The organism is Spirochaeta isovalerica (assembly GCF_014207565.1).
Classification (GTDB): Bacteria; Spirochaetota; Spirochaetia; order DSM-2461; family DSM-2461; genus Spirochaeta_F; species Spirochaeta_F isovalerica.
In genome coordinates, this window is record NZ_JACHGJ010000001.1 from 570,357 (window position 1) to 590,565 (window position 20,209).

16 protein-coding genes are annotated in these 20,209 nt (G+C 45.0%); 3 read left to right on the top strand and 13 right to left on the bottom strand.

What is annotated here, in order from left to right:
• Positions 1-32: 32 nt before the first annotated feature.
• The 5 genes from HNR50_RS02410 to HNR50_RS02430 are packed head-to-tail and all read right to left on the bottom strand — an operon-like array spanning position 33 to position 5,354.
• Entirely contained in the window at positions 33-1,223 is a 1,191-nt protein-coding gene (locus tag HNR50_RS02410) for a pyridoxal phosphate-dependent aminotransferase (RefSeq protein ID WP_184743174.1), read from the bottom strand.
• A gap of 1 nt (position 1,224) precedes the next feature.
• Positions 1,225-2,298: a butyrate kinase gene (buk, locus tag HNR50_RS02415; protein ID WP_184743177.1), complete on the bottom strand. Its 1,074-nt coding sequence runs from the start codon at positions 2,296-2,298 to the stop codon at positions 1,225-1,227.
• 1 nt (position 2,299) lies between these two features.
• Positions 2,300-3,178 carry a phosphate acyltransferase gene (locus tag HNR50_RS02420; RefSeq protein ID WP_184743180.1) on the bottom strand — a complete coding sequence of 293 codons (879 nt, stop codon included), beginning with the start codon at positions 3,176-3,178 and terminating at the stop codon, positions 2,300-2,302.
• Positions 3,179-3,745, bottom strand: a complete 567-nt coding sequence (locus HNR50_RS02425) for an indolepyruvate oxidoreductase subunit beta (RefSeq protein WP_184743183.1) — start codon at positions 3,743-3,745, stop codon at positions 3,179-3,181.
• A 7-nt stretch (positions 3,746-3,752) separates the two neighbouring features.
• Positions 3,753-5,354, bottom strand: coding sequence for a thiamine pyrophosphate-dependent enzyme (locus HNR50_RS02430; RefSeq protein WP_184743186.1), 1,602 nt, complete (start codon positions 5,352-5,354; stop codon positions 3,753-3,755).
• Positions 5,355-5,563: 209 nt separating this feature from the next.
• On the opposite strand from HNR50_RS02430, the gene HNR50_RS02435 reads away from it, so the two are divergent.
• Positions 5,564-7,075 carry an AMP-binding protein gene (locus tag HNR50_RS02435; RefSeq protein WP_184743189.1) on the top strand — a complete coding sequence of 504 codons (1,512 nt, stop codon included), beginning with the start codon at positions 5,564-5,566 and terminating at the stop codon, positions 7,073-7,075.
• A 15-nt stretch (positions 7,076-7,090) separates the two neighbouring features.
• Here HNR50_RS02435 and HNR50_RS02440 read toward each other — a convergent pair whose 3' ends face one another.
• Entirely contained in the window at positions 7,091-8,458 is a 1,368-nt protein-coding gene (locus HNR50_RS02440; RefSeq protein WP_184743192.1) for a HAMP domain-containing sensor histidine kinase, read from the bottom strand.
• Complete coding sequence (locus HNR50_RS02445; protein ID WP_184743195.1) at positions 8,412-9,116, bottom strand: response regulator transcription factor; 705 nt, start codon at positions 9,114-9,116, stop codon at positions 8,412-8,414. The genes HNR50_RS02440 and HNR50_RS02445 overlap by 47 nt, the downstream gene beginning before the upstream one ends.
• A 202-nt stretch (positions 9,117-9,318) precedes the next feature.
• Here HNR50_RS02445 and HNR50_RS02450 point away from each other — a divergent pair, with 202 nt between their 5' ends.
• The gene (locus tag HNR50_RS02450; RefSeq protein WP_184743198.1) at positions 9,319-10,674 is read left to right on the top strand and encodes an MATE family efflux transporter; all 1,356 of its coding nucleotides are present in this window, start codon (positions 9,319-9,321) and stop codon (positions 10,672-10,674) included.
• Between the two features lie 296 nt (positions 10,675-10,970).
• Positions 10,971-12,185 (top strand): HDOD domain-containing protein, encoded by a 1,215-nt coding sequence (locus HNR50_RS02455; protein WP_184743201.1) that lies wholly within the window; start codon positions 10,971-10,973, stop codon positions 12,183-12,185.
• Here the strand turns inward: HNR50_RS02455 and HNR50_RS02460 are convergent.
• From HNR50_RS02460 to HNR50_RS02485, 6 genes are all read right to left on the bottom strand, one after another.
• Complete coding sequence (locus HNR50_RS02460; protein ID WP_184743204.1) at positions 12,174-13,445, bottom strand: amidohydrolase family protein; 1,272 nt, start codon at positions 13,443-13,445, stop codon at positions 12,174-12,176. The two genes, HNR50_RS02455 and HNR50_RS02460, sit on opposite strands and share 12 nt — an antisense overlap.
• Positions 13,446-13,448: 3 nt before the next feature.
• Positions 13,449-15,305, bottom strand: coding sequence for a methyl-accepting chemotaxis protein (locus HNR50_RS02465; RefSeq protein WP_184743207.1), 1,857 nt, complete (start codon positions 15,303-15,305; stop codon positions 13,449-13,451).
• A 170-nt stretch (positions 15,306-15,475) separates the two neighbouring features.
• Positions 15,476-16,777: a TolC family protein gene (locus HNR50_RS02470; protein ID WP_184743210.1), complete on the bottom strand. Its 1,302-nt coding sequence runs from the start codon at positions 16,775-16,777 to the stop codon at positions 15,476-15,478.
• Position 16,778: 1 nt separating this feature from the next.
• Positions 16,779-18,089: an ABC transporter permease gene (locus tag HNR50_RS02475; RefSeq protein ID WP_184743213.1), complete on the bottom strand. Its 1,311-nt coding sequence runs from the start codon at positions 18,087-18,089 to the stop codon at positions 16,779-16,781.
• A gap of 14 nt (positions 18,090-18,103) precedes the next feature.
• Positions 18,104-19,495 (bottom strand): ABC transporter permease, encoded by a 1,392-nt coding sequence (locus HNR50_RS02480; protein WP_184743216.1) that lies wholly within the window; start codon positions 19,493-19,495, stop codon positions 18,104-18,106.
• 1 nt (position 19,496) lies between these two features.
• Positions 19,497-20,183: an ABC transporter ATP-binding protein gene (locus HNR50_RS02485; protein ID WP_184743219.1), complete on the bottom strand. Its 687-nt coding sequence runs from the start codon at positions 20,181-20,183 to the stop codon at positions 19,497-19,499.
• Positions 20,184-20,209: the final 26 nt, after the last annotated feature.

The window sequence follows — 20,209 nt, forward strand, 5'->3', positions numbered from 1 at the left end:
AAGAAACAACTCCCCGTCAGGAACGTTTACATCTAATTTTTTTCTATTGTTTTTTCTATTGCTTTTTTAAATCCCGGTAAAGACCGGATAATAACATCATCTTCAACACAGCAGGAAAGCCTGAAATAACCGGGCATATTGAAACCGGTTCCCGGCACTGCCAGAATCAATTCATTCTGCAGGATATCGACAAATTTCATATCATCACCACCCGGGGCTTTAATGAAGATATAGAAAGTGCCATGGGGCAGAATGAAATCATACCCCATTTCCTTCAGAGGCCCGGCAAGGAGATCCCTCTTTTTTCTGTAGATTTCAGGATCAACTGTTTTTCCGTTTACTTCAACTATAGCCCGCTGCATAAGCGCCGGGGCGTTTGTAAAGCCGAGCCCGGTGGTGGCTGTCGTCATGACTTTAACGATCAGATCCCCTTCATCGGCTTCCGGATGAATAGCCGTCCACCCTATACGCTCACCGGGAATGGAAAGACTTTTGGAGTAGGATGAAACGATAATGGAATGTTTATATGAAGGAAATATGGGCGGAACCACATAATCATCAAAAACGATCTGCCTGTATGGCTCATCGCTGACCAGATATATAGCCCTGTCATATTCACGGCTTTTCCGTTCAAGAAGCTCTGCCAGTGCATCAATTTGTTCCTGCGGATATATAACACCGCAGGGATTGTTGGGAGAATTGATGAGGACCGCGGCTGTTTTCCTGTTTATGGCTTTCTCCATGGCTTCGAGATCCAGGAGAAAATTTTCCTGACAGGGAACGGTTTTCAATTCCCCCCCGAAATTTTCAACATACGTTTTGTAAACAACAAAATTCGGGATTGAAACAACGACATTGTCTCCTACATTCAGGATGGCCTGAAAAAGCAAAGTCAGAGCCGCACCGGCACCGCATGTCATGACTATATTATCCATATGAAGGGGAACACCCTGTTCTTCCGTAAGAAATCGGGCCACGAATTCCCGCGTTTCCCGATAACCGCTATTTGTCATATAAGCATGTTTTCCCGGAATATCTTCTTTCATGATGCGGATTATGGCTTCTGAAAACTCAGGCGGCGGCGGAACAATAGGATTTCCCAAACTGAAGTCAAATACATTTTCCTCCCCGTGTTCCGCTTTCAGTCGTGTGCCTTCATTGAACATTTTCCGGATGAGAGATGTTCCGAATACGGCTACAAGGTGATTTTTGGCAATAGGCAATTCAGTACTCCTTTAGTTCTTCCGTTCCGAAGATATAGCGGCTTCCCGCTTCAGCCAGAGCTGTTAACTCATGCTCGCCAGCCTTTACGACTACAGGCGCAATCCAATCTACATACTCGGTTATCCACTTTGTACACAGAGGCGCATAAGATAACCCGCCGGTCAGGATAACGGCGTCGACTTCTCCTTTAAGAGCCGCCGCAGCGCTTCCTATTTCCCTGCCGATCTGATAGGTCATGGCATGATAAATTTCTTCAGCTTCAGCATCTCCTTCAGAAATACGTTTTTCTATTTCACGGCCGTCATCTGTTCCGAGATAGGCCAGCAGACCGGCATTTTTTGTCAGTACATTATTTAGTTCAGCAGCTGACCCGTATTCACCTGAAAAACAGAGCTTTACGAGCAGTGTCGATGGAAGGGTTCCGGCTCTCTGCGGAGAAAAGGGACCGCCATCATTTGCGTCGTTGGTATCAATCATTCTTCCCTTTTTCATCGGGACAATAGAAATTCCTCCGCCCAGATGGGCCACTACGAGATTCAGTTCATCCAGAGGTTTGCCGATGGATTCTCCGTAATGTCTTGCCATAGCTCTTATGTTCAAAGCATGGAGGCGGCTCCGCCGATTTATGCCGGGCAACCCGGAATATCGGGCATAGGGTTCGAATTGATCGACAGAGACAGGATCGCAAATCAATGAGGGACAGTTGAATTGTTCTGCTACAGAATGAGCGATAAGAGCTCCGAGATTCGATGGATGGTTTGAATATTTCTCAGTTCTCAAGTCATTCAGCATAATGTCGTTTATGCCATAACTTCCGGCATCGAGAGCTTTAACGGGAGCCCCTCTTCCAGCACAGCAATGCAGCTCATTGACATTGTTCTCTTTTAAAAATTGAGCAACAGTATCAGCGCGATATGCTTCCTGAGCTGCCGTAGTCTCGAAGTTATCCAGCTCAGCACGGCTGTGGGTGATCGACCTGGAAGCGATTTCCTTCACATTTCCGGCTTTCCCACTCTCGTATAAAGCGACTTTAGTCGATGTGGAACCGGGGTTTACAACAAGTATCTTTTTCACATCAGACTCCTGCTGCAGCCAATGCCAGAATTATGGAGTTTTTCTTTTCGCTGGCCTGATCCGCACGGGATAACATGATTATGGGAAATGACGCTCCGGCTATCATTCCTCCGGAAGGGAATCCGGCGCAAAGGATAAGGCTCTTTCCAAAAATATTACCTGTATTCATATCGGGAACGACGAGTATATCCGCATCTCCCTGAACGGGCCCTTTCAGACCTTTAATTTCACAAGCCCTTTTGCTCAGCGCAAGATCAATAGCAAGGGGTCCGTCTACGATCCCGCCGCTGATCTGTCCCCTTTCAGCCATTTTGGAAAGCAGAGCCGCGTCAAGCGATGCGGGAATCGACGGATTGACCCTTTCCATTGCAGTCAGAACCGCTGCTTTCGGATTGATAACTCCCAGATTATTGAAGACATCAATCGCATTCTGGGTAATGGCTGCTTTCTGCTGAAGATCGGGATCGATAACCATCCCGCCGTCAGTTACCCCCAGCAATTTGCCCTCAGCGGTTTCCGCCACAAGAATATGGGAAAGAAGGGCACTTTTCATAAGCTCATCTTTGCGTTTGAGCACAGCTTTCATAAATACCGAGGTATCGACTTTTCCCTTCATCAGAACATGAGCTTTTCCCTGAAGAACTGCATCAACTGCATCATCTGCGGGATTTCCGGAAGAAAGGACTGCGTATTGATTCAAGTCGAAGAGTGAGCATTCCTTTTCAATCTGATCTTCTTCTCCGACAAGGAGAAAAGTGCAAATGCCCTCTTTTTCAACTTCTTTTAATGCGGAATATATATTTTCTCCCGTGGGAGCCACCACTGCGATAATCGGTTTCTGTCCGCCTTTTAGCTTTTCCGCCAGATCCTGAAATGTCATCTATGAGTTCCTTCCCAATACGAATGCTTTTTTATTAATTGTAACGATTTCCTCACCTTTCCTGGTGAAAACATTTTCGATTGCTTTGAGAAAAGTCTCCTCTTTTATAGGCAGAACTTTTGAAGCGGATCCGACAAGAACCATATTCTGTGCTCTCTGCGAACCCGCTTCCACAGCCAGGTTTTTTGTATCGATGATCATCGAGCCCGGTATGGAGTCAATCACGGAATAGAGCTTATCCTGCTCCGGATATTCGGGAATATTAATAAAAGGTTCTTTACCGGTAATCAACTGGCCGCCTTTTCTCAGATAAGAAATATGGCGGATTGATTCGAGAGGTTCCATGGAGAGAATCATATCAGCCTGACCTTCGGATATGAGATCACTGAAAATTTCCTCCGATGAAATCCGCATAGTCGCTATGACAGCTCCGCCTCTCTGGGACATTCCATGGACTTCTGCCTGTTTAACCTGAAGACCTTCCATCATGGCTCCCCTGGCAATTATGGCGGCGACAGAAAGAACGCCCTGTCCGCCTACTCCGCATAAAACAATATTGTATGTCATTTTTAAATTACCCCTTAGCGTATTTTCTTTTAACTACATGAATACAGGCTCTCTGAGCAATGATTACCGAAACACCATTATATTCAACTTCCTCACGGATTATTTTAACATTCTCTTCGTGGTGTTTCGGAAGCGGAATAATCGTTCTGACATGTTCCGGACTGACACCGCATCCCTTTACCACATTAATGATTCCTGAAGATTCGACTATAGTCTGCTGCATTCCCGTCATGGCAGTAATACTGTTATCGAGAATCATGAGAGTGACTTTATTTCCGGCCGAGAGCATATCGACCAGTCCCTGAATACCTGTGTGCATAAAGGTACTGTCTCCGATAACACCAACTACGGGATGGGCTCCGGCTTCAGCGGCGCCTCTTGCCATGGTAACAGCCGCACCCATATCCAGACAGCTGTGAATGGCGTTATGGGGTGCGAAATAACCAAGGGTATAGCATCCGATATCAGAGGTAACAACAGGATTCTCATATTCACCCATAACTTCGTTAAGAGCTTTATAGCTGTCTGTATGAGGGCATCCTTTGCAGAGCTGGGGAGGACGCCCCGGCATTTCAATTTCCGGAATTTCCGCTTTTTCAAAAGCCTCGAGTCCCATGGCTTTACGGCAGATATCAGGAGTGATCTCCCCCAGGTGAGGAATGACATCATTGAGCTTACCATCAACCTGAACGGCCTGAGGCAATATGCCCTTCAGAAATCTCTCTACGAAGGGATACCCCTCCTCGATAACAATGACCCTTTTTGCAGAACCTGCCAGCTCCCTGATTTTGTCTTCAGGCATGGGGTAAAAACTGATATGGAGATGGGAAGGCTTATTCTCAAGGTCTCTTTCAGCTTCCTTGTAATAGTTATATGCAAGACCTGTCGTAATAACGGCAACATCTCTATTGTTCCCGTTAAGGATAAGAGGATTGTAATCGCTCTTTTCGGAAATTTCTGCCAGCACAGGTCTCTGCTGCCAGAGATCTTCATAGTTTTGACGGCTTAAAAATGGAAGGTTGGTCCAATGCGAACGATCCTTTGACGGGTTGAATTCGTTTTTGGGCCTGACTTCTCCCCTTTTTATAACCGCTCTTGAATGGGATATTCTTGTTGTTAATTTAAGAAGAACCGGCAGATGCAATTTTTCGGAAAGTTCGAAAGCATCCTTAGTCATTTCATAGGCTTCCTGCTGATTTCTCGGTTCAAGACATATGGTTCTGGCGAAATCGGCGTAATAACGGGAATCCTGTTCATTCTGTGATGAATGCATTCCCGGATCGTCAGCAACAGCGAGAACAAGCCCTCCGTGGATAGTATATCCGACTGAATTCATAAAGGCATCAGCCGCGACATTCAAACCTACATGCTTCATAGTGACCAGAGCTCTTTTACCCATCATGGATACGGCGACAGCTGCTTCGTAAGCTGTTTTTTCATTGGAACACCAGGAAGCGATTAAAGATTCATCCTCTTTCCGTTTCCATTCCTGAAGATATTCGACAATTTCTGTCGAAGGAGTTCCGGGATAACCATAGGCGATCGACAAGCCGGCATCTATAGCCCCCTGGGCAACCGCCTCATCTCCAAGCAATACCATTTCACTCATATTGAACCTCTTATTTTTTTTAACTCTTTCTTAATAAATTATAGACTCTATCTGATTTTATACAATTATTTTGAATTTTAGTCAAAAATTTTTATATAAGTTTTTATGTGTTTTTTTTATTTACAGATTTTAAATTCTGTAAAAATAGAATATAATAAATCTCAAATTGTAAATTATTGGAAAATTTCCTCGTATATAAGGAGTAAACTGTGATTCTTCACTATCAGTTTATTGAAACAGCAAAGAAAAATAAAAGCCGGACAGCTATCAAAGACAGGATGACCGGAGCGACAATCACCTTTGAAAAAGCTTTAATTGCATCTCTCATATTATCCAAGAAATTCAGCATTTATAAAGATAAATATCTCGGTATTATGATCCCCACATCAGCAGGGGCCATGCTTTCGTCCATCGGAACACTTATGGCGGGAAAGATTCCCGTTATGATCAATTATTCGACGGGAGCCGAAGAAAACTGCCGCTATGCCCAGCGGAAGTGCGGTTTTACTACGATCATTACGTCAAGGGCTCTTCTTGAGAAAATAAAATGTCCCCTTATCGACGGAATGATCTGCATTGAAGATATTATGACCGGTGTAACAGTGGTCGATAAAGTCGCAGCGGCTATCAGGACCAAACTACCCGCCCGATCCATAATCAATTCTCTACCGGCGACGGTCGAAGATGATACGGCAGCTATTTTATTCACAAGCGGCAGTGAAAAAGATCCGAAAGCGGTTCAGCTTTCCCACAAAAACATAGGATCAAATGCCATAGACTCATACAGCGTACTGGAACTGACCCCTGATGATGTCATGCTATCCGGTTTACCGCTTTTTCATATTTTCGGGCTCCAGACCAATTTCTGGCTCCCTTTGACTCATGGATTTACCGCGGTTACATATGCCAACCCTCTCGAGTACAAGACAGTCGTGTCGATTATGAAACGGGAAGGTTGTACGGCTATAGCCTCAACTCCCATTTTTCTCTCCGGATATCTGCGGGAATCAAAACCGGGAGACTTTGAGAAGCTGACACTTATCGTCGCCGGTGCCGACAAGACTCCCGACTGGTTGAGAGAAGGTTACAGAGAAAAGCACAATATCGAAATAGTCGAAGGCTACGGTGCGACTGAAACAAGTCCCGTTATCAGCGTAAACCGCAGGAACTGGAATAAACCGGGCAGCGTCGGCCTTCCCTACCCGAGTTGCCATGTCAAAATCATAGATATCGCTACGGGAGAAGAGTTGCCCATCGGTCAGGAAGGGAAAATCATGGTCAGCGGAGATCTGGTCATGAAGGGGTATCTGGACGAGAGCCAGACCAGAGAGGCTATTACAGATGGATGGTATTTCACTGGAGATATAGGTCTTCTGGATGAAGACGGATTTCTATGGCATAAAGGCAGACTGAAACGATTCGTCAAAATTGGCGGTGAAATGGTTTCGCTGGTAAAAACGGAAATGATTATTGAAGAGGTCCTTCATGAAGATATCGAATGTTGTGTCGTCGATGTACCGGATAAGGTAAAAGGCGCTTCTCTTGTCTGCGTTCTGACACATGAGATTGACAAAGACAAGCTGATCAAAGACCTCGCCGATAAACTGCCCCCCATAGCCATTCCCAAAAAATTCCTCGTTATTGATGAATTCCCTAAAATGGGAAGCGGGAAAGCTGATTTCAGAACAATCGGAGAGATGGCAAAGGAAAAGCTTGCCTAGGACCTGAAAAATAAATCAGACTTCCAGGATAACAGTGAATCTGGCTCCTCCGGATTCGCTGTTTGAACATTGTATCGTTCCGCCGTGATCATTAATTATTGTCTGTACAGATGCGAGTCCGATACCCATGCCGCGGCTGTTACGGCCGCGGTCATTTCTATAAAACAGTTCGAATATCTTATCCAGGTTTTCTTCGCTTATTCCCGAACCGGAATCCTCAAATACAAGTTCTATTTGAGTGCACTCTGCTTTCTCCCTCTGATCTGCGGAAAAAATGATGTAGTCTCCCGGTTCAGTATATCTGCAGGCATTATCAAAGAGATTTTCGAAAGCTCTGGAGAGAAGTTTATCATCGCCTTTAAGGATTGTATCCTCATCGATATTTATCTTTTCAAGATAGTTCCTGCCACAGAGGCTTGCATCATTGCGGAACATCGAGGAGATGTCTTGCAGCCATGTCGACATATTGATTTCTTTCCAGTTTTCCCTCCAGCCCGCTGTTCTGCTTCTGCTGTAATCCAGAAGTTCATTGATACGGCTATCGAGAAGAGAGGCTTTTTTCTGCATCAGCTCAACTGTGGAGGCCACTTCGTCCCTGTTCGTAATAACTCCATCGGATAAAGCTTCCAGATATCCCTGTATAGAGGTCAAAGGCGTTTTAAGATCATGTGTCACTGACATGACAAACCTCTGTTCCACGTTCCTTTTTTCCTTTAGCTCAACCCTCATTCTGTCTATGGCGTTTGCGACATGAACGAATTCATTGTCATATTTCAAGTTGATGCTTTCTTCCAGATTTCCTTCGGCTATCCGGTCCGAAGCGTCAATGAGCTTCTTGATGGAACTGTTGATAATCACGGTGGAGATCTGTCCGAAAACCAGTCCGAGAATAGATATTATAATTATAAATAAAGAGATCCCTACGCGCATCTGCTGTTTATAGATGGCAGGAAACATGGCGTTATCAAAAAAACAGAAATACGGTTCATCGTTGTATTTGTAATGGGAAATACTCATATTTGTAGATCCCTTGAGGACAATCTGTGCCAGCATACTTGCCGTATCCTCTTTATCTATATCGATGCCATCACCTATATCGGTCTGGGAATAGATAACTTTCCCCGCGCTGTCCAGTATCAGGATGACACCTTTCGGATCAGTCGGCGGTTTGAAATCGTGTTCAATAATATATGTCAGGGGATATAATAAATACTTCGGTGCTTCGAGAGGGCCTGAACTGCTGTTACGGCTTTCGGCAATTCCCATAAAAATAAAGATCATTACGATCAGGACGATAAAAGGAGCGGCCAGAAAAAGCGTGAACATTGTTTTAAGATTAAAGGATTGTTTCATTTTCCCCTTCAGCGGATAAATAGTAGCCATAACCGTATTTTGTCATGAGAAACTGTGGTTCGGCAGGATTGATTTCTATTTTTTTTCTCAATCTCTGCATATGAACCGTTACAGTAGAAATATCGCCGTATTCATTCCCCCAGACTTCTTTGTAGATCTGCTCTTTGGAAAAAACCCGCCCTCTGTTTCTGGTCAGATAGAGAAGCAGATCCATTTCCCTTCTCGAAAGGTCTATCCTCTCTTCCCCCTTTTTAAGGATGTAGTGGGCGGGATCGAAAACGATTTCACCGAACTGAAAAAGCGTTTCGCGGCCACTGCTTTCAGCAGCGATTCTATTGAGGTGGGCTCTTATTCTGGCGGTAAGAACCCCGGGACTGAAAGGTTTTGTCACATAATCATCCGCACCGCCTCCGAAGCCGATCAGCATATCGGCGTCTTCTCTTCGTGCAGATAATATGAGAACGGGGATATTATTATCTTTTCTGATTTTTCTGAGAGTTTCAAATCCGTCGATTCCCGGCAGATTGATATCGAGAACCAATATGTCATAAGCCTGTTTCTCTAACTGCTGAAGTCCTTCTTCTCCGGTTTCGCACCAGTCGGAGTCGATCCCGTCTCTTTTGAGATACATGGCTATGAGCCGGGCAATGTCCTCTTCGTCTTCTATGATCAATACTTTTGCGTGCATTCATTCTCCTTCGTTTCATCGGGATTCTCCGTTTCAACAGTCAAAAGGCCGAGAAAGAGGGCTAAAAAAAGAAATGGATCCAGTTCATTATTAACATTCATAATACAAGAATAAAGCGCTGCTACACAATTGCCCATAAAGCTGACATTAAAAGAATATGAACAGATTGTTTAGATTATGCAATCGGTCTATACTCGGACAAATGAAGGAAAATACAGTTAAAAAAATACTTGTTACGGGATTGCCGCTTCTGGCAAGTCAGATGTCCCACTACCTGATGAATGTGGCTGACACAGCTATGGTCGGCCGGCTGGGAGTTGAACAGCTCGCAGCCATTTCCATGTCCAGTTTGTTTTTCTATGTCCTGGCAGTACTTGTGTGGCCCGTTTCGATCGGTGTTCAGGTAATAACTGCCAGACGATACGGCGTTCAGACAAGCCGCGAAAACGATCCTGAAACAAACAAAGCTCATACGGGAGAGGTGCTTGACAACGGGATCGTAACAGGTCTGTTCCTGGGTTTGATCGGTGTAATAGCCGTTGCCGCGGCGCCCCCGGTTCTTTCTCTTCTTATTACAGATAAATCGCTTCTGCCTTTTGCCCTGGGCTACTTATCCATAATGCGTTTTGTCTTCCCCGTCATCGGAGTCGCCAGTGCATTTACCGGTTTTTTAAGCGGTATAAGAAGTACAAAAATCGTCATGTATACGACGCTTGTCCCCAATCTCCTCAATATAGGCCTGAACTACATTTTCATTTTCGGAAAACTTGGCTTTCCGGCTATGGGAATTCGCGGAGCAGCCTTGGGAACCCTCATTGCCAATTGCGCCGCTGTTCTGATTCTCATTGTTTATATTCTGAATTCAAGGAATGCCAAATCCTATAAAGTCTTTCACTTTACGGCTCTGGATAAAACATTGATCGGGAGAGTCGTACAATTATCCTATCCGGCAGCTATTCAAAACGGCGGGGCTTTTGCCATTTTTCTTTTATATGAATCCATGGTAGGAGGAATAGGAACAGTATATCTCGCGTCGACGCATATTGTTTTTTCCATGTACAGGATCAATAAAACCATCGTTGGAGGTTTCGCCCGCGGTGCCTCAATCCTGGCGGGAAATGCAATGGGCACGGACAATCGAGAGGAAGCAAACAGAATCATTATATCTATGGAGAAAATCGCTGCTGTTGTAGGCATCATTATTCTTGTTAGCGTGCTGAGTTTCCCCGACAAAATCGTATCGATTTATACAAGCGACAAAGAAACTATTGAAACAGGTATGAAAGCCTTGAGGTTTTTCTCCTTTTTCTTTTTCGCCGAAGTGATGGGCTTCTCGCTTGAAATCATCTTTCAGAATCTCGGGTGGGCCAAGTTTGTATTGTTTTCGGAAGCTCTGACTAATATTCTGTTTATATTGGCAAGTACATGGCTGGCAACAAGTGTTTTCGGATTAGGTATTTATGGGGCCTGGTTCTCTTTCGGCTTATATCAGCTCTTTCATGCATCGATCCTTATTGGCGGTTATTTTTCAAGACGATGGGAAAGTATAAAAATATAGATAGAACTATGGTCGGGATCGACATTTTTTTATACAGTTGATATATTTTCCTGACAAAACTTTATTGCTTTTTTCTGAAAAAAAACAAAAAAACAATAATTTTTTTGTTCAATTTAAAAATATTGTATCACATAAAACTTTATCGAGAAGATTAAAGATAGTCTCTCCGATAATCAATTTGAACATGAGGTAAAATGAACAATTCCGGAAATCTTAAAAAGGTGCATTCGATGCTCGACCGAAATAATAAAATATCGGTCAAAGTTTCGAATCTTGAAAAAAACACATTTAAGAACATGGACCAATTAATACTCTACACTCTTCAATTCTACAAGATGGAAGTCTGGTTTGACTATTTCAGTCTTTTGACCAGGGGCCTTCTTCATTTTGCGATGGACAGTTGCAAGCTTGAACAGTGTAATATACGATTTGTCAAAAAAGAACGTTCTTTCGGAATCCAGATTTTCTCCGATGTTCTTAAAAACATAATCAATAAACGAGAGTTTATAGAATTTATTAACGATCTCTACGATGAAATGCCCAAACAGGAATATTATTCGGATATACAGTTCCTGAAAAAACTTTTTGAAATCAAGCAGATTGAGGCAGATAACATTACTTACTCAGCCGAAAAGCTTGAGTTGGATATCCCTGACTGTAAACTTTCCGAAGAAAACTGGAATGAAATCCGCGAAGCTGTCATCGATTCCATTGAAGAACTGCCGCCATTAAAAGAAAACCTCCTCAAACTTGAAGAGATGCTTCATTCCGGATCTTTTGACATGAACGCAATCGCCCGTCAGGTTGGAACCGATCCGGCTTTGACGATGGATATTCTGAAAATCGTTAATTCCGGTGCTTATATGCTGAGTACCAGAATAGAAGACATACAATCGGCCCTCAAATACCTGGGTCTGAGAGAATTGTACAATCTCCTGATTACCCTTGCTATAAGAAACGTGTTGTCCGATACTGACAGGAATCTGGACGATTTCTGGTTTAATTCCTATAAAAGCGCCTTCTATGCATGTCATATAGCCCATGGACTGGATGTGAAAATTGCCCATACGGACAGTATCTACACAGCCGCGCTGCTTCATGATATCGGGAAATTCCCCATAACAATGATCTTTGAAAATGAAAATGAAGATCTGATTCAGTACTGTTCCCGCTATAAGGTTTTTCTGAGCGACATTGAAGACGCTTTATCTGGAATCAGACATTGCGAGACCGGATATCTGATGGCTGAAAAATGGAATCTTCCCGATTCGCTCAAGTTCGTCATGCGCTTTCATCATGAACCGGATGCAGCTCCTGAAGCTATTAGGAACCTCAACGATGTGGTGTATCTCGCCGATACACTTGTCAGCCTGGAAAATATGGAGCTTCTTACGGAAGATGTAAATCAGTCTGTTTTAAAACGGCACCGTATATCCTCGACAGAAGATTTTATTGAAAGATTTTCCCACCTGAAAGATCTTTTCGAAAATGCCAAAGAGTCAACTTTTTAATAAAATTTCAGCTCTTCTATGAGCCATTTCGACAACAGTCTCTTCGCCTCTTATCATTCGGTCTTTCATAAGGATCTCTCCTTGAAGGATCATATGGAGAATATCATGGCCAGATGCGGAATATATTAAATTGGATTTGATATTTGTCGCGGGTGTCATGGAAAGAGATTTCCTGTTAATGATTATAAAGTCGGCATCTGAACCGGTTTCGATCTTACCGGAGCCCGTTTCGAATATTTGCGATACGACCGGCCCAGAACTCAGGGAGAATGCTTCATCGGCAGACATGAGTGTGGGATCGCCGGAATGATGCTTTTGAAGCAGTGAGGCGATTTTCATCTCCTCCAGCAGATCCAGATTGTTGTTGGATGCCGCGCCGTCTGTTCCCAGGACCACAGGAACTCCTTTGTCCTTCAGTTTTGAATAGGGAAAAACCCTGCCTGCCGCCAGTTTCATATTGGAAACGGGATTATGGACAGCAATAACCCCATGTCCGCTGAGAATGTCAATATCGCTTTCATCCAACCATAGACAGTGCGCAGCGAAGACTTTGTTGTCACGGAAAAAATCAAGTTTTTCCAGATACTCTACTGGACTCTGACCCTGATTTTTTTGTCGGCAGTTCTCAATTTCCTGTTCTGTTTCACAGAGATGTATATGAAGAGGCAGGTTATTTCTCCTCGCATACTCCCCCGCCCATTTCAGGGAATATTCAGAATTGGCGTAAACAGAATGAAGCGCCACACCACCTTTTACGTTCTGCGTCCAGGAGGTGTTCTCAAAAAAAAGAGAACAGTCAGTAATTTGCTTTTTTGCCAGCTCAACATCCATTCCGTCTATAAGGGGAAAATGAATACGTGCTTTAAGGGGAAAATCAATCAGAGCCTTAACCATGGAACGGGGATTCATATACATTTCATTGAAAAAGCCTGTGCCGTTTTTAATCATCTCTACCAGAGCTAACCGGTTGCCCCAGTAATAATCCTCTTCCGTAAGGCGGGCTTCAGCAGGCCAGATCTTTGTATTGAGCCATTCATCGAGAACCATATCATCCCCGTAGCCTCTTAAGAGAACCATGGGAGAATGGGTATGACCGTTGTGCAGCATGGGGAAAATATAGTTATCATCTCCCTCAAGAACTGCAATCCCCTGCAGATCAGACTCGGAGACGGTATCGGAGATACGATCTATTTTCCCTTTGGAAACAAAAATGTTAACAATCTTGCCTTCATGACTTACATTCCTGATTAAAAGGTCCATAGATTATTCCGGAACGGCATCGGTTTTAAATTTGTTGATCTCTTCTCTTATTTCATCAGTAACTCTGCCGACACGATCGGAAATTTCCTTCAATCCTGTTACAGCTTCCGTTACTTCATTAAAGCCGACATTGACTTCAGTAATGGCGCTGGTGACCATGCCGGAGATTTCCGAAACCTGTCCCATTAAAGATGTCACCGATTCCGCAGAACCCTTGACTATCTGGGATTTGTCTTTTACCCGACTGGAGATATCACTCAATCCCGACATAGCCTGAAGGATCTGAGTTCCTCCGGCATTGAGTTCCGACGTGCTTGCCGAAACAGTCAGAAGGGCTTCGGATACGCTCTTGATCTCATCATTGATTTTCAGGAATGCCTCTTTCGTGCTCCGCCCTGAATCGGAAGCCCCTTCGATCCGGGAAATGATTTCCTTCAGATTTCTGGTGATCTCCTTTGTATTGCCCGCAGAAGCTTCGGCCAGTTTTCGGATTTCATCTGCTACTACGGCAAAGCCCCGCCCCTGATCACCCGCATGGGCCGCTTCGATGGCGGCATTCATAGCCAGGAGATTCGTTTGAGCCGAAATACTCTGAATAATCGAAGCCATGCTGTTAATTTCATTGACCGAAGAATTTATCTCCTCGATCATTGTTGTCGTATCTGTTAACTTTTTGTCACCGTCATCCGCCGTTTCCACCAGAGCTTTAATTATTTCCCTGTTTTTTTCAGTCAGTTTGGACACATTTTCGATTGAGGCGATCATCTCTGTAATGGATGCTGTCGATTCTTCCACCATGACAGTCTGTTCAGATATATCATCGCTTAATTCATTGGAGAAACTTGATATTTCCAGAGCCTCCCTTGTCGAGTTCGAAATATTACTGTCCAGAGAGGTCATCTGGTTACTGATGGAATTGATATTGGCTGAGATCTGAACAGCTGCGGCTGAGGTTTCCGCTGCCGTGGCGATCAGCTCTTCTTTGACATCTCTATTGCTTTCCGAATAAGTTTTCATCTGTGTAAGGGATTTTCTCAACCCGGACTGAAAGGTGTTCATTTCCGAACTCAATTCACCGATTTCATCCTTTGAAACAGCGACAATATCCATCGTCAGGTCACCGGAGGCCATGACTGAAAGACTACTGCCGATAACCTGCACAGACCTGGCTATCCGTCCCGCAATGAAAGTCGAGACTATGAAGGATAGAATGATAATAATGATAATCAGCGCTACAGTGATTATTGACCCAAGCTGCCTGAAATAGTTGATCTGCTTGTTTATAATTTCATACTGTTCCTTGATCGTTGTTTCAGAACCTTCCAGAGCGCTCTGAAGAGCCATTAACTGTGATCGCATTTTATATGTGCTGTAAGCCAGCTTATTATATCCACTAAAAGTCCTGGCCAGATCAGAATAAACATCATCTAGAGAGTATTTAGGGTCATATCCGTAAACGTCGACGACATCGAGGATGAGAGAATCGGCAGCAGCAATAAGTTTATTCTGCGAAGTTACCTGAAGCTCGTTAAGACTGAGGATCCGGGATATGGCTTCTCTGATGTCTCCGCTCATGCGGGAGAGCAGCTCAATATTTTCGACGTCCTCAAGAACCTTTTCCTTTTCAGCAATTGCTACTTTTACAACGTCAAGCTGCGTCGTAACCAGAACCCCGTCATATAGGAATTTTGAGATTTCGATGTGCTCAAGCATAATCCTGTCTTTAAGCTCAAGCAGAAATGCTTTTTCTTCTTCTGTCTTTTTCACCATTTGCTGAAAGGCATAGTTGACCACAAATGCCACCATCATACCGATTATTAAAGAGATAATGAGTATTTGTAATTTACTCCTGATTTTCATATACAATCCTTTTTTAATTGCCCTTCCGGTTCGGAAACAGATATATCACAATTTCTCAATAAAATGCTGAGCTTGTATTTCTGATTTCTAAAAGTAACCGGAATCTTATGATATCATTAAAAAAGATGAGGATAAAGTTAAAAAAAGAGTCCCGAAGGACCCTTTGGCAATTATAGATAGGCTTTCAGGGACAGCCAGGCCAGATATTCATCGGCTAGAGCTTTGAACAAAGCATTTTCGCTGACCTGCAGGGAAATGCGGCTCTCTTCCAGGTCCATTTCGGAGATATCTCCTCTCTTGAAGAGGAGTTCCGCTTCCGAAAGGAGAATCTCAGCCTGTTCGTATTCAATATTTGCTATATCCCTGTTAATAGCAGTGCTTTCTATGGTATCGATGATCTGGCTGAAGTTCAATTCGGCTTCATACCGGCTCTGCAGCTCTTTTTGCGAAGCGATTTCATACTCATACCGACTGATCTCTTTTTCCGTCGCCTGTATATTATCGAGAGAAAGGGAAAAGGAAAGCGTTGCGGCAAAGCCTTTGTAGCCTGTATCATCAAAGCTCAATGACGCGCCGGCTGTTAAATCCGGTTCATAGGCCCATGTATTTTTTAAAGCTGCTGCGGCACTCTCTTTACTGAGTACGGCCAGTTTTAGCTGGCTGCTTTTAAGAAAATCCCCCTCTTCTCTATTGAGCCGGGACTGAAGACCATCTACTGCGGACTCCAGTTTATCAACGGTGAGAGAAGAGATTGATACATCTCCCTTTGAGGCTCCCAGAGCCGAATACAGATTGCTTTCAGCTGATCTGAACTGATTTTCCTTTTCTGAAAGCGTGACTCTGGCCTGAGACCAGTTGACCATTGAATCCTGAAGCTCATCGAAAGTGATTTCTCCCAGATCGAACCGGACCTTATCATCAAGATAGGAGGCGCCGGACAGCTCTGTCTGCCGTTTCTGTGTGTCGTACTCCCGCGATGCCGACATCCAATTCAGGGCAGCATTCAAAGCGCTGCTTTCAGAGTTCAGCCTTGCCGCTTCAGCTGAAACAAGGGCGCTGCTGTAGGAATTGAGGGACTGCTCCCGCGAGTCCGAATGAGAGAGAGGTTTCAGATTAATTGCTGCAGAACCATCTCCATCCTGATTGATTGATCCGGACAGACTCACCTGTTCTGTGACCGGTATTTCAATGTCCGCTTTGATGCCCCAGGTGCTGATGCCTCCGGCTTCTCCCGAAGACTGAGCCGAATCGTTATAGGATCCGGTGGCACCGATTGTTGTTTTTTCCAGCAGCAGGATACTCTGTCTGTTATTCTCAGCGCGAAGCAGAGCGGCCTGTCCGCTTTTATACTCCAGGTTGTTTTCAGCACCGAAAGCAGCGATCTCATCAAGAGTTGATAGTAAAGTTTCGCCGCTCAAATCAGCTGAAATCAGAATGAAAAGTAGTAAAATAAGGGATTTGTATTTTTTCATATCAGACCTCCCTCAGCGTTTCAGCTATATTGCCTTTTACGGCGGAAAAAGCCGGAAGAAGCCCGAGCAGGCCGCCGCATCCGATTGCCAGAGCAAAGCCGCTGACAAGAGGCAGAAACTTAACCCCCGCTGCCGAACTGAAATCAGATGAAAGCTCGCCGAGCAATGGGGAGAGCGTTCCGAGAACGGGTTTGCCGATGGCCAGAGCCAGCAAAACACCGATTACAGCTCCCAGGAGACTCAGCATCATTGACCAGGACCAGAATTCTCTGATAACTCTTACCTGAGATGCGCCGAGAGATCTTTCAAGAGCGATTTCCCGTCTTCTGCCAAGAGATTCAACAACCATAATGCTGAAGATTCCAAGAGAACTGGTCAGGAGTAAAACTATGCCGAGAATATTCACCGATACCGTAAAAATCGATACGGCCTGGCGCAATTCCTCCATATAAGTTGATTCTCCGTTCAGACTGCCTTCCCAGGAGACCAGACTGACATCGTAACCGTAATTATTTTCTATGATTGAAGCTATTTCCGCCTGCACTTTTTCAACCGACGTCGATGTGCTCTTTACAACAAATTGTCCGGACATGAAGTCGAGCATTCGGGAAGCGAAATCAGAGTTAGGCATCATGGCGGTCACAGGAAAAATGACATCGGCGATACCGTAGGACCGTCTGGCCACTTCCTGCGGATCGGCAAAAACTCCTGCAACGGAATACTGGGTAATAAGATCCCTGGAGCCGCTTCCTCCCGGACCGCGCATGAACTGCATTCCCGGAGGCGCAATTCTTTTGCCGATGGCGTTTTCCGCCTTGCCGAAAAGCATAAGTGCGGTAGTTTCACTGATCCAGACTTTTTTCAATCCAGAAGCATAAACCTCCTCTGTCATAGGTGCACCGGCGATGATTTCCAGACCGAACACATCAAAGTAGGACGGGTCTGTTCCAACTGAACTTCTCAACTGCCATGTTTTACCTTCAACAGTAATCTCATCAACAGGAACACCCATTACGATAGCCGCAACGGTAATCGTCATACCTTCAGAAACTAGAGTTTCAAATACTTTCTGATCGAACTGCCCGGGCCTCTCCTGTTCGAGAGAGCCATCAGTAGCCCACTCGCCGTTCGCTCCGTATAAAATAACACCGCTTTCGTTCATTTTTGCCAGGACTTCGCTTTGAAGAACCGACCCGGCGCTGAAGGAGATGATTAGTATACCCGTACCCAATGCAACTGCCGCTATTGTCATAAGTATTTTGACCGGATTTTTAACCCAGTGTCTTATTAGCATCGTTATAAATTTTTTCATTCAATTTCTCCTGATCAACCGGCCTGTCTCATGGCTTCTGCAGCTTCAATACCGGAATTCTGAAAAGAGGGAATAACAGAGAAGGCGAAAGTTAGGATGGAGGACAGAAGGACTCCCGCCAGAATAAATAACCAGCTACCGCCCTCCAATCCCATAGCCTTTTCCATAGCTCCCGATAGAGGAAAGGCAATAATCGTTCCCAGAACCGCACCCATCAGCGTGACAGCTGCAGCTTCAGTGGCGAATAATTTGAGAATACTCCTATTGGAGGCTCCAAGTGCTTTCAGTATGCCCACGTGCTTTTTCATACGGAGCGTCCGGCTCATCAGAATATGGGAAATATTGACCGATGCGATAAACAATCCCGCCAGGCTCAGGAAAAGGATCAGGTAACTGATACCTCTGTTTCTGTTGATCAGCTTTTCCGCTTCTTCGCGGGGATTGGAAATCACGGTCTGTCCTTCGCCGAACTCCGATGCGAACCAGGCGGATAGAAGTTCAGCCGCGCTATCCAGGTCTTCCGGATCCGTCACAGTGAAACGAAGCTGTTTATTGCCACCGGGTCTGAATCTATCCATGGCTCCGCTGGAACCGGCCTGTTTGTCGAGAGAGAAGTACGACTCATCATATGACGTGCCGGTTTCTTCAAGAATTCCCGCAATAATGTAATAGCTCCGCATGGACAGTATTTTCTTTCCGATCAGGTTTTCCAGTGGTTCCCCGGCCCTATTTATCATTTCGGCGGCGTCGACGCCCAGAACTACGTAATCTGAAGTTCCATTCATATCGCTTGATGTAAAGAGACTGCCGAATTGGGTCTCAAGTTTCCATGCGCTGAAAAACTGCGGAGTCACTTCATACCCGTACAGTTCTTCCACTTCCGGTATTATGATGGAACTGTCAGAGGCGGCTTCCTGAAGCATCTCTGTCATATTTCCACGAAAATCATCCCCCTCCTGAGGCTGGGGAGCCCCCTCGCCTTCCGTTCCTCCGCCCATGGGAGGTTCTCCTCCTTCGGGACGATTGGCTTCCATCTGCTGCATCTCATTCATAAACTGCCCGTTCATGAAACGCATTCTGCTTTTTCCCGACAGGTAGGCAAAAGAGATCTGGGGAACCAGTTCCGCCGCTTCGAGATCATCGTAAGTGAGGATGATACTTTCACCGGTAACAGTTTCGATCAGAGGAGTTTCCATATCCTCCGCATTATCCTGAGTGGAGACTATGAGCTCCCGGTATTCGGGAGATTCCAGCATCTGCCTGCTGTAGCTGTTCGTATGGAGCAACAGAGATAATCCCGAAGCCGCGGCTCCGACTCCCAGAGCCACAGCGAGAATGAGCAGTCCCGATTCCAGGATCCGGCCCGTAAACCTTCTTTTTACAATCAACAGGGGTTCGCTCTTCATATCAAATCCCCTGGGCGATCAGTTCATCGCTGAAAAGAGCGCCGTCTCTGATTGAAATTTTTCTTCTGGCTCTGTCGCCCTGCTCGGGGTTATGGGTAACCATTACGACGGTTACACCTTTATTGTTGAGTTTTTCCAGCATAACCATAATTTCCTCCCCCTTATCCGACGGCAGGTTTCCCGTCGGCTCGTCCGCCAGAATGAGATCCGGATCATTGGAGAGAGAGCGGGCGATGGCTACGCGCTGCTGCTCCCCGCCGCTCATCATCGTGGGAAGATGATACATCCGGTGTCCGAGCCCCACTTCCTCCAGCAGTTCCTGGGCTCGGGACCTTCTGTTTCTGTAGCTGATTCCCGCATAAGACATGGGAAGCATAACGTTTTCAAGAGCGCTCAATTCGGGAAAGAGGTTGAAACTCTGAAATATAAATCCGAAATGCTTATTCCTGATTCTCGCCTGCTCCTTATCGGGCAGAGAGGTTATATCGTAATCTTCAAGAAGATATTGACCACCCGATACGGAATCAAGAATTCCGAGTATATGCATCAGCGTTGATTTACCGGAACCGGAAGGTCCCATTATCGCCACATATTCGCCCCTGTTGATTTTCAGATTTACATCTTTGAGGGCATTTACTTTTACCTCTCCCAAATCATACAATTTGCTGATATTTTTTAATTCAATCATTTCATTTCTCCTGCGACTATGTTCGG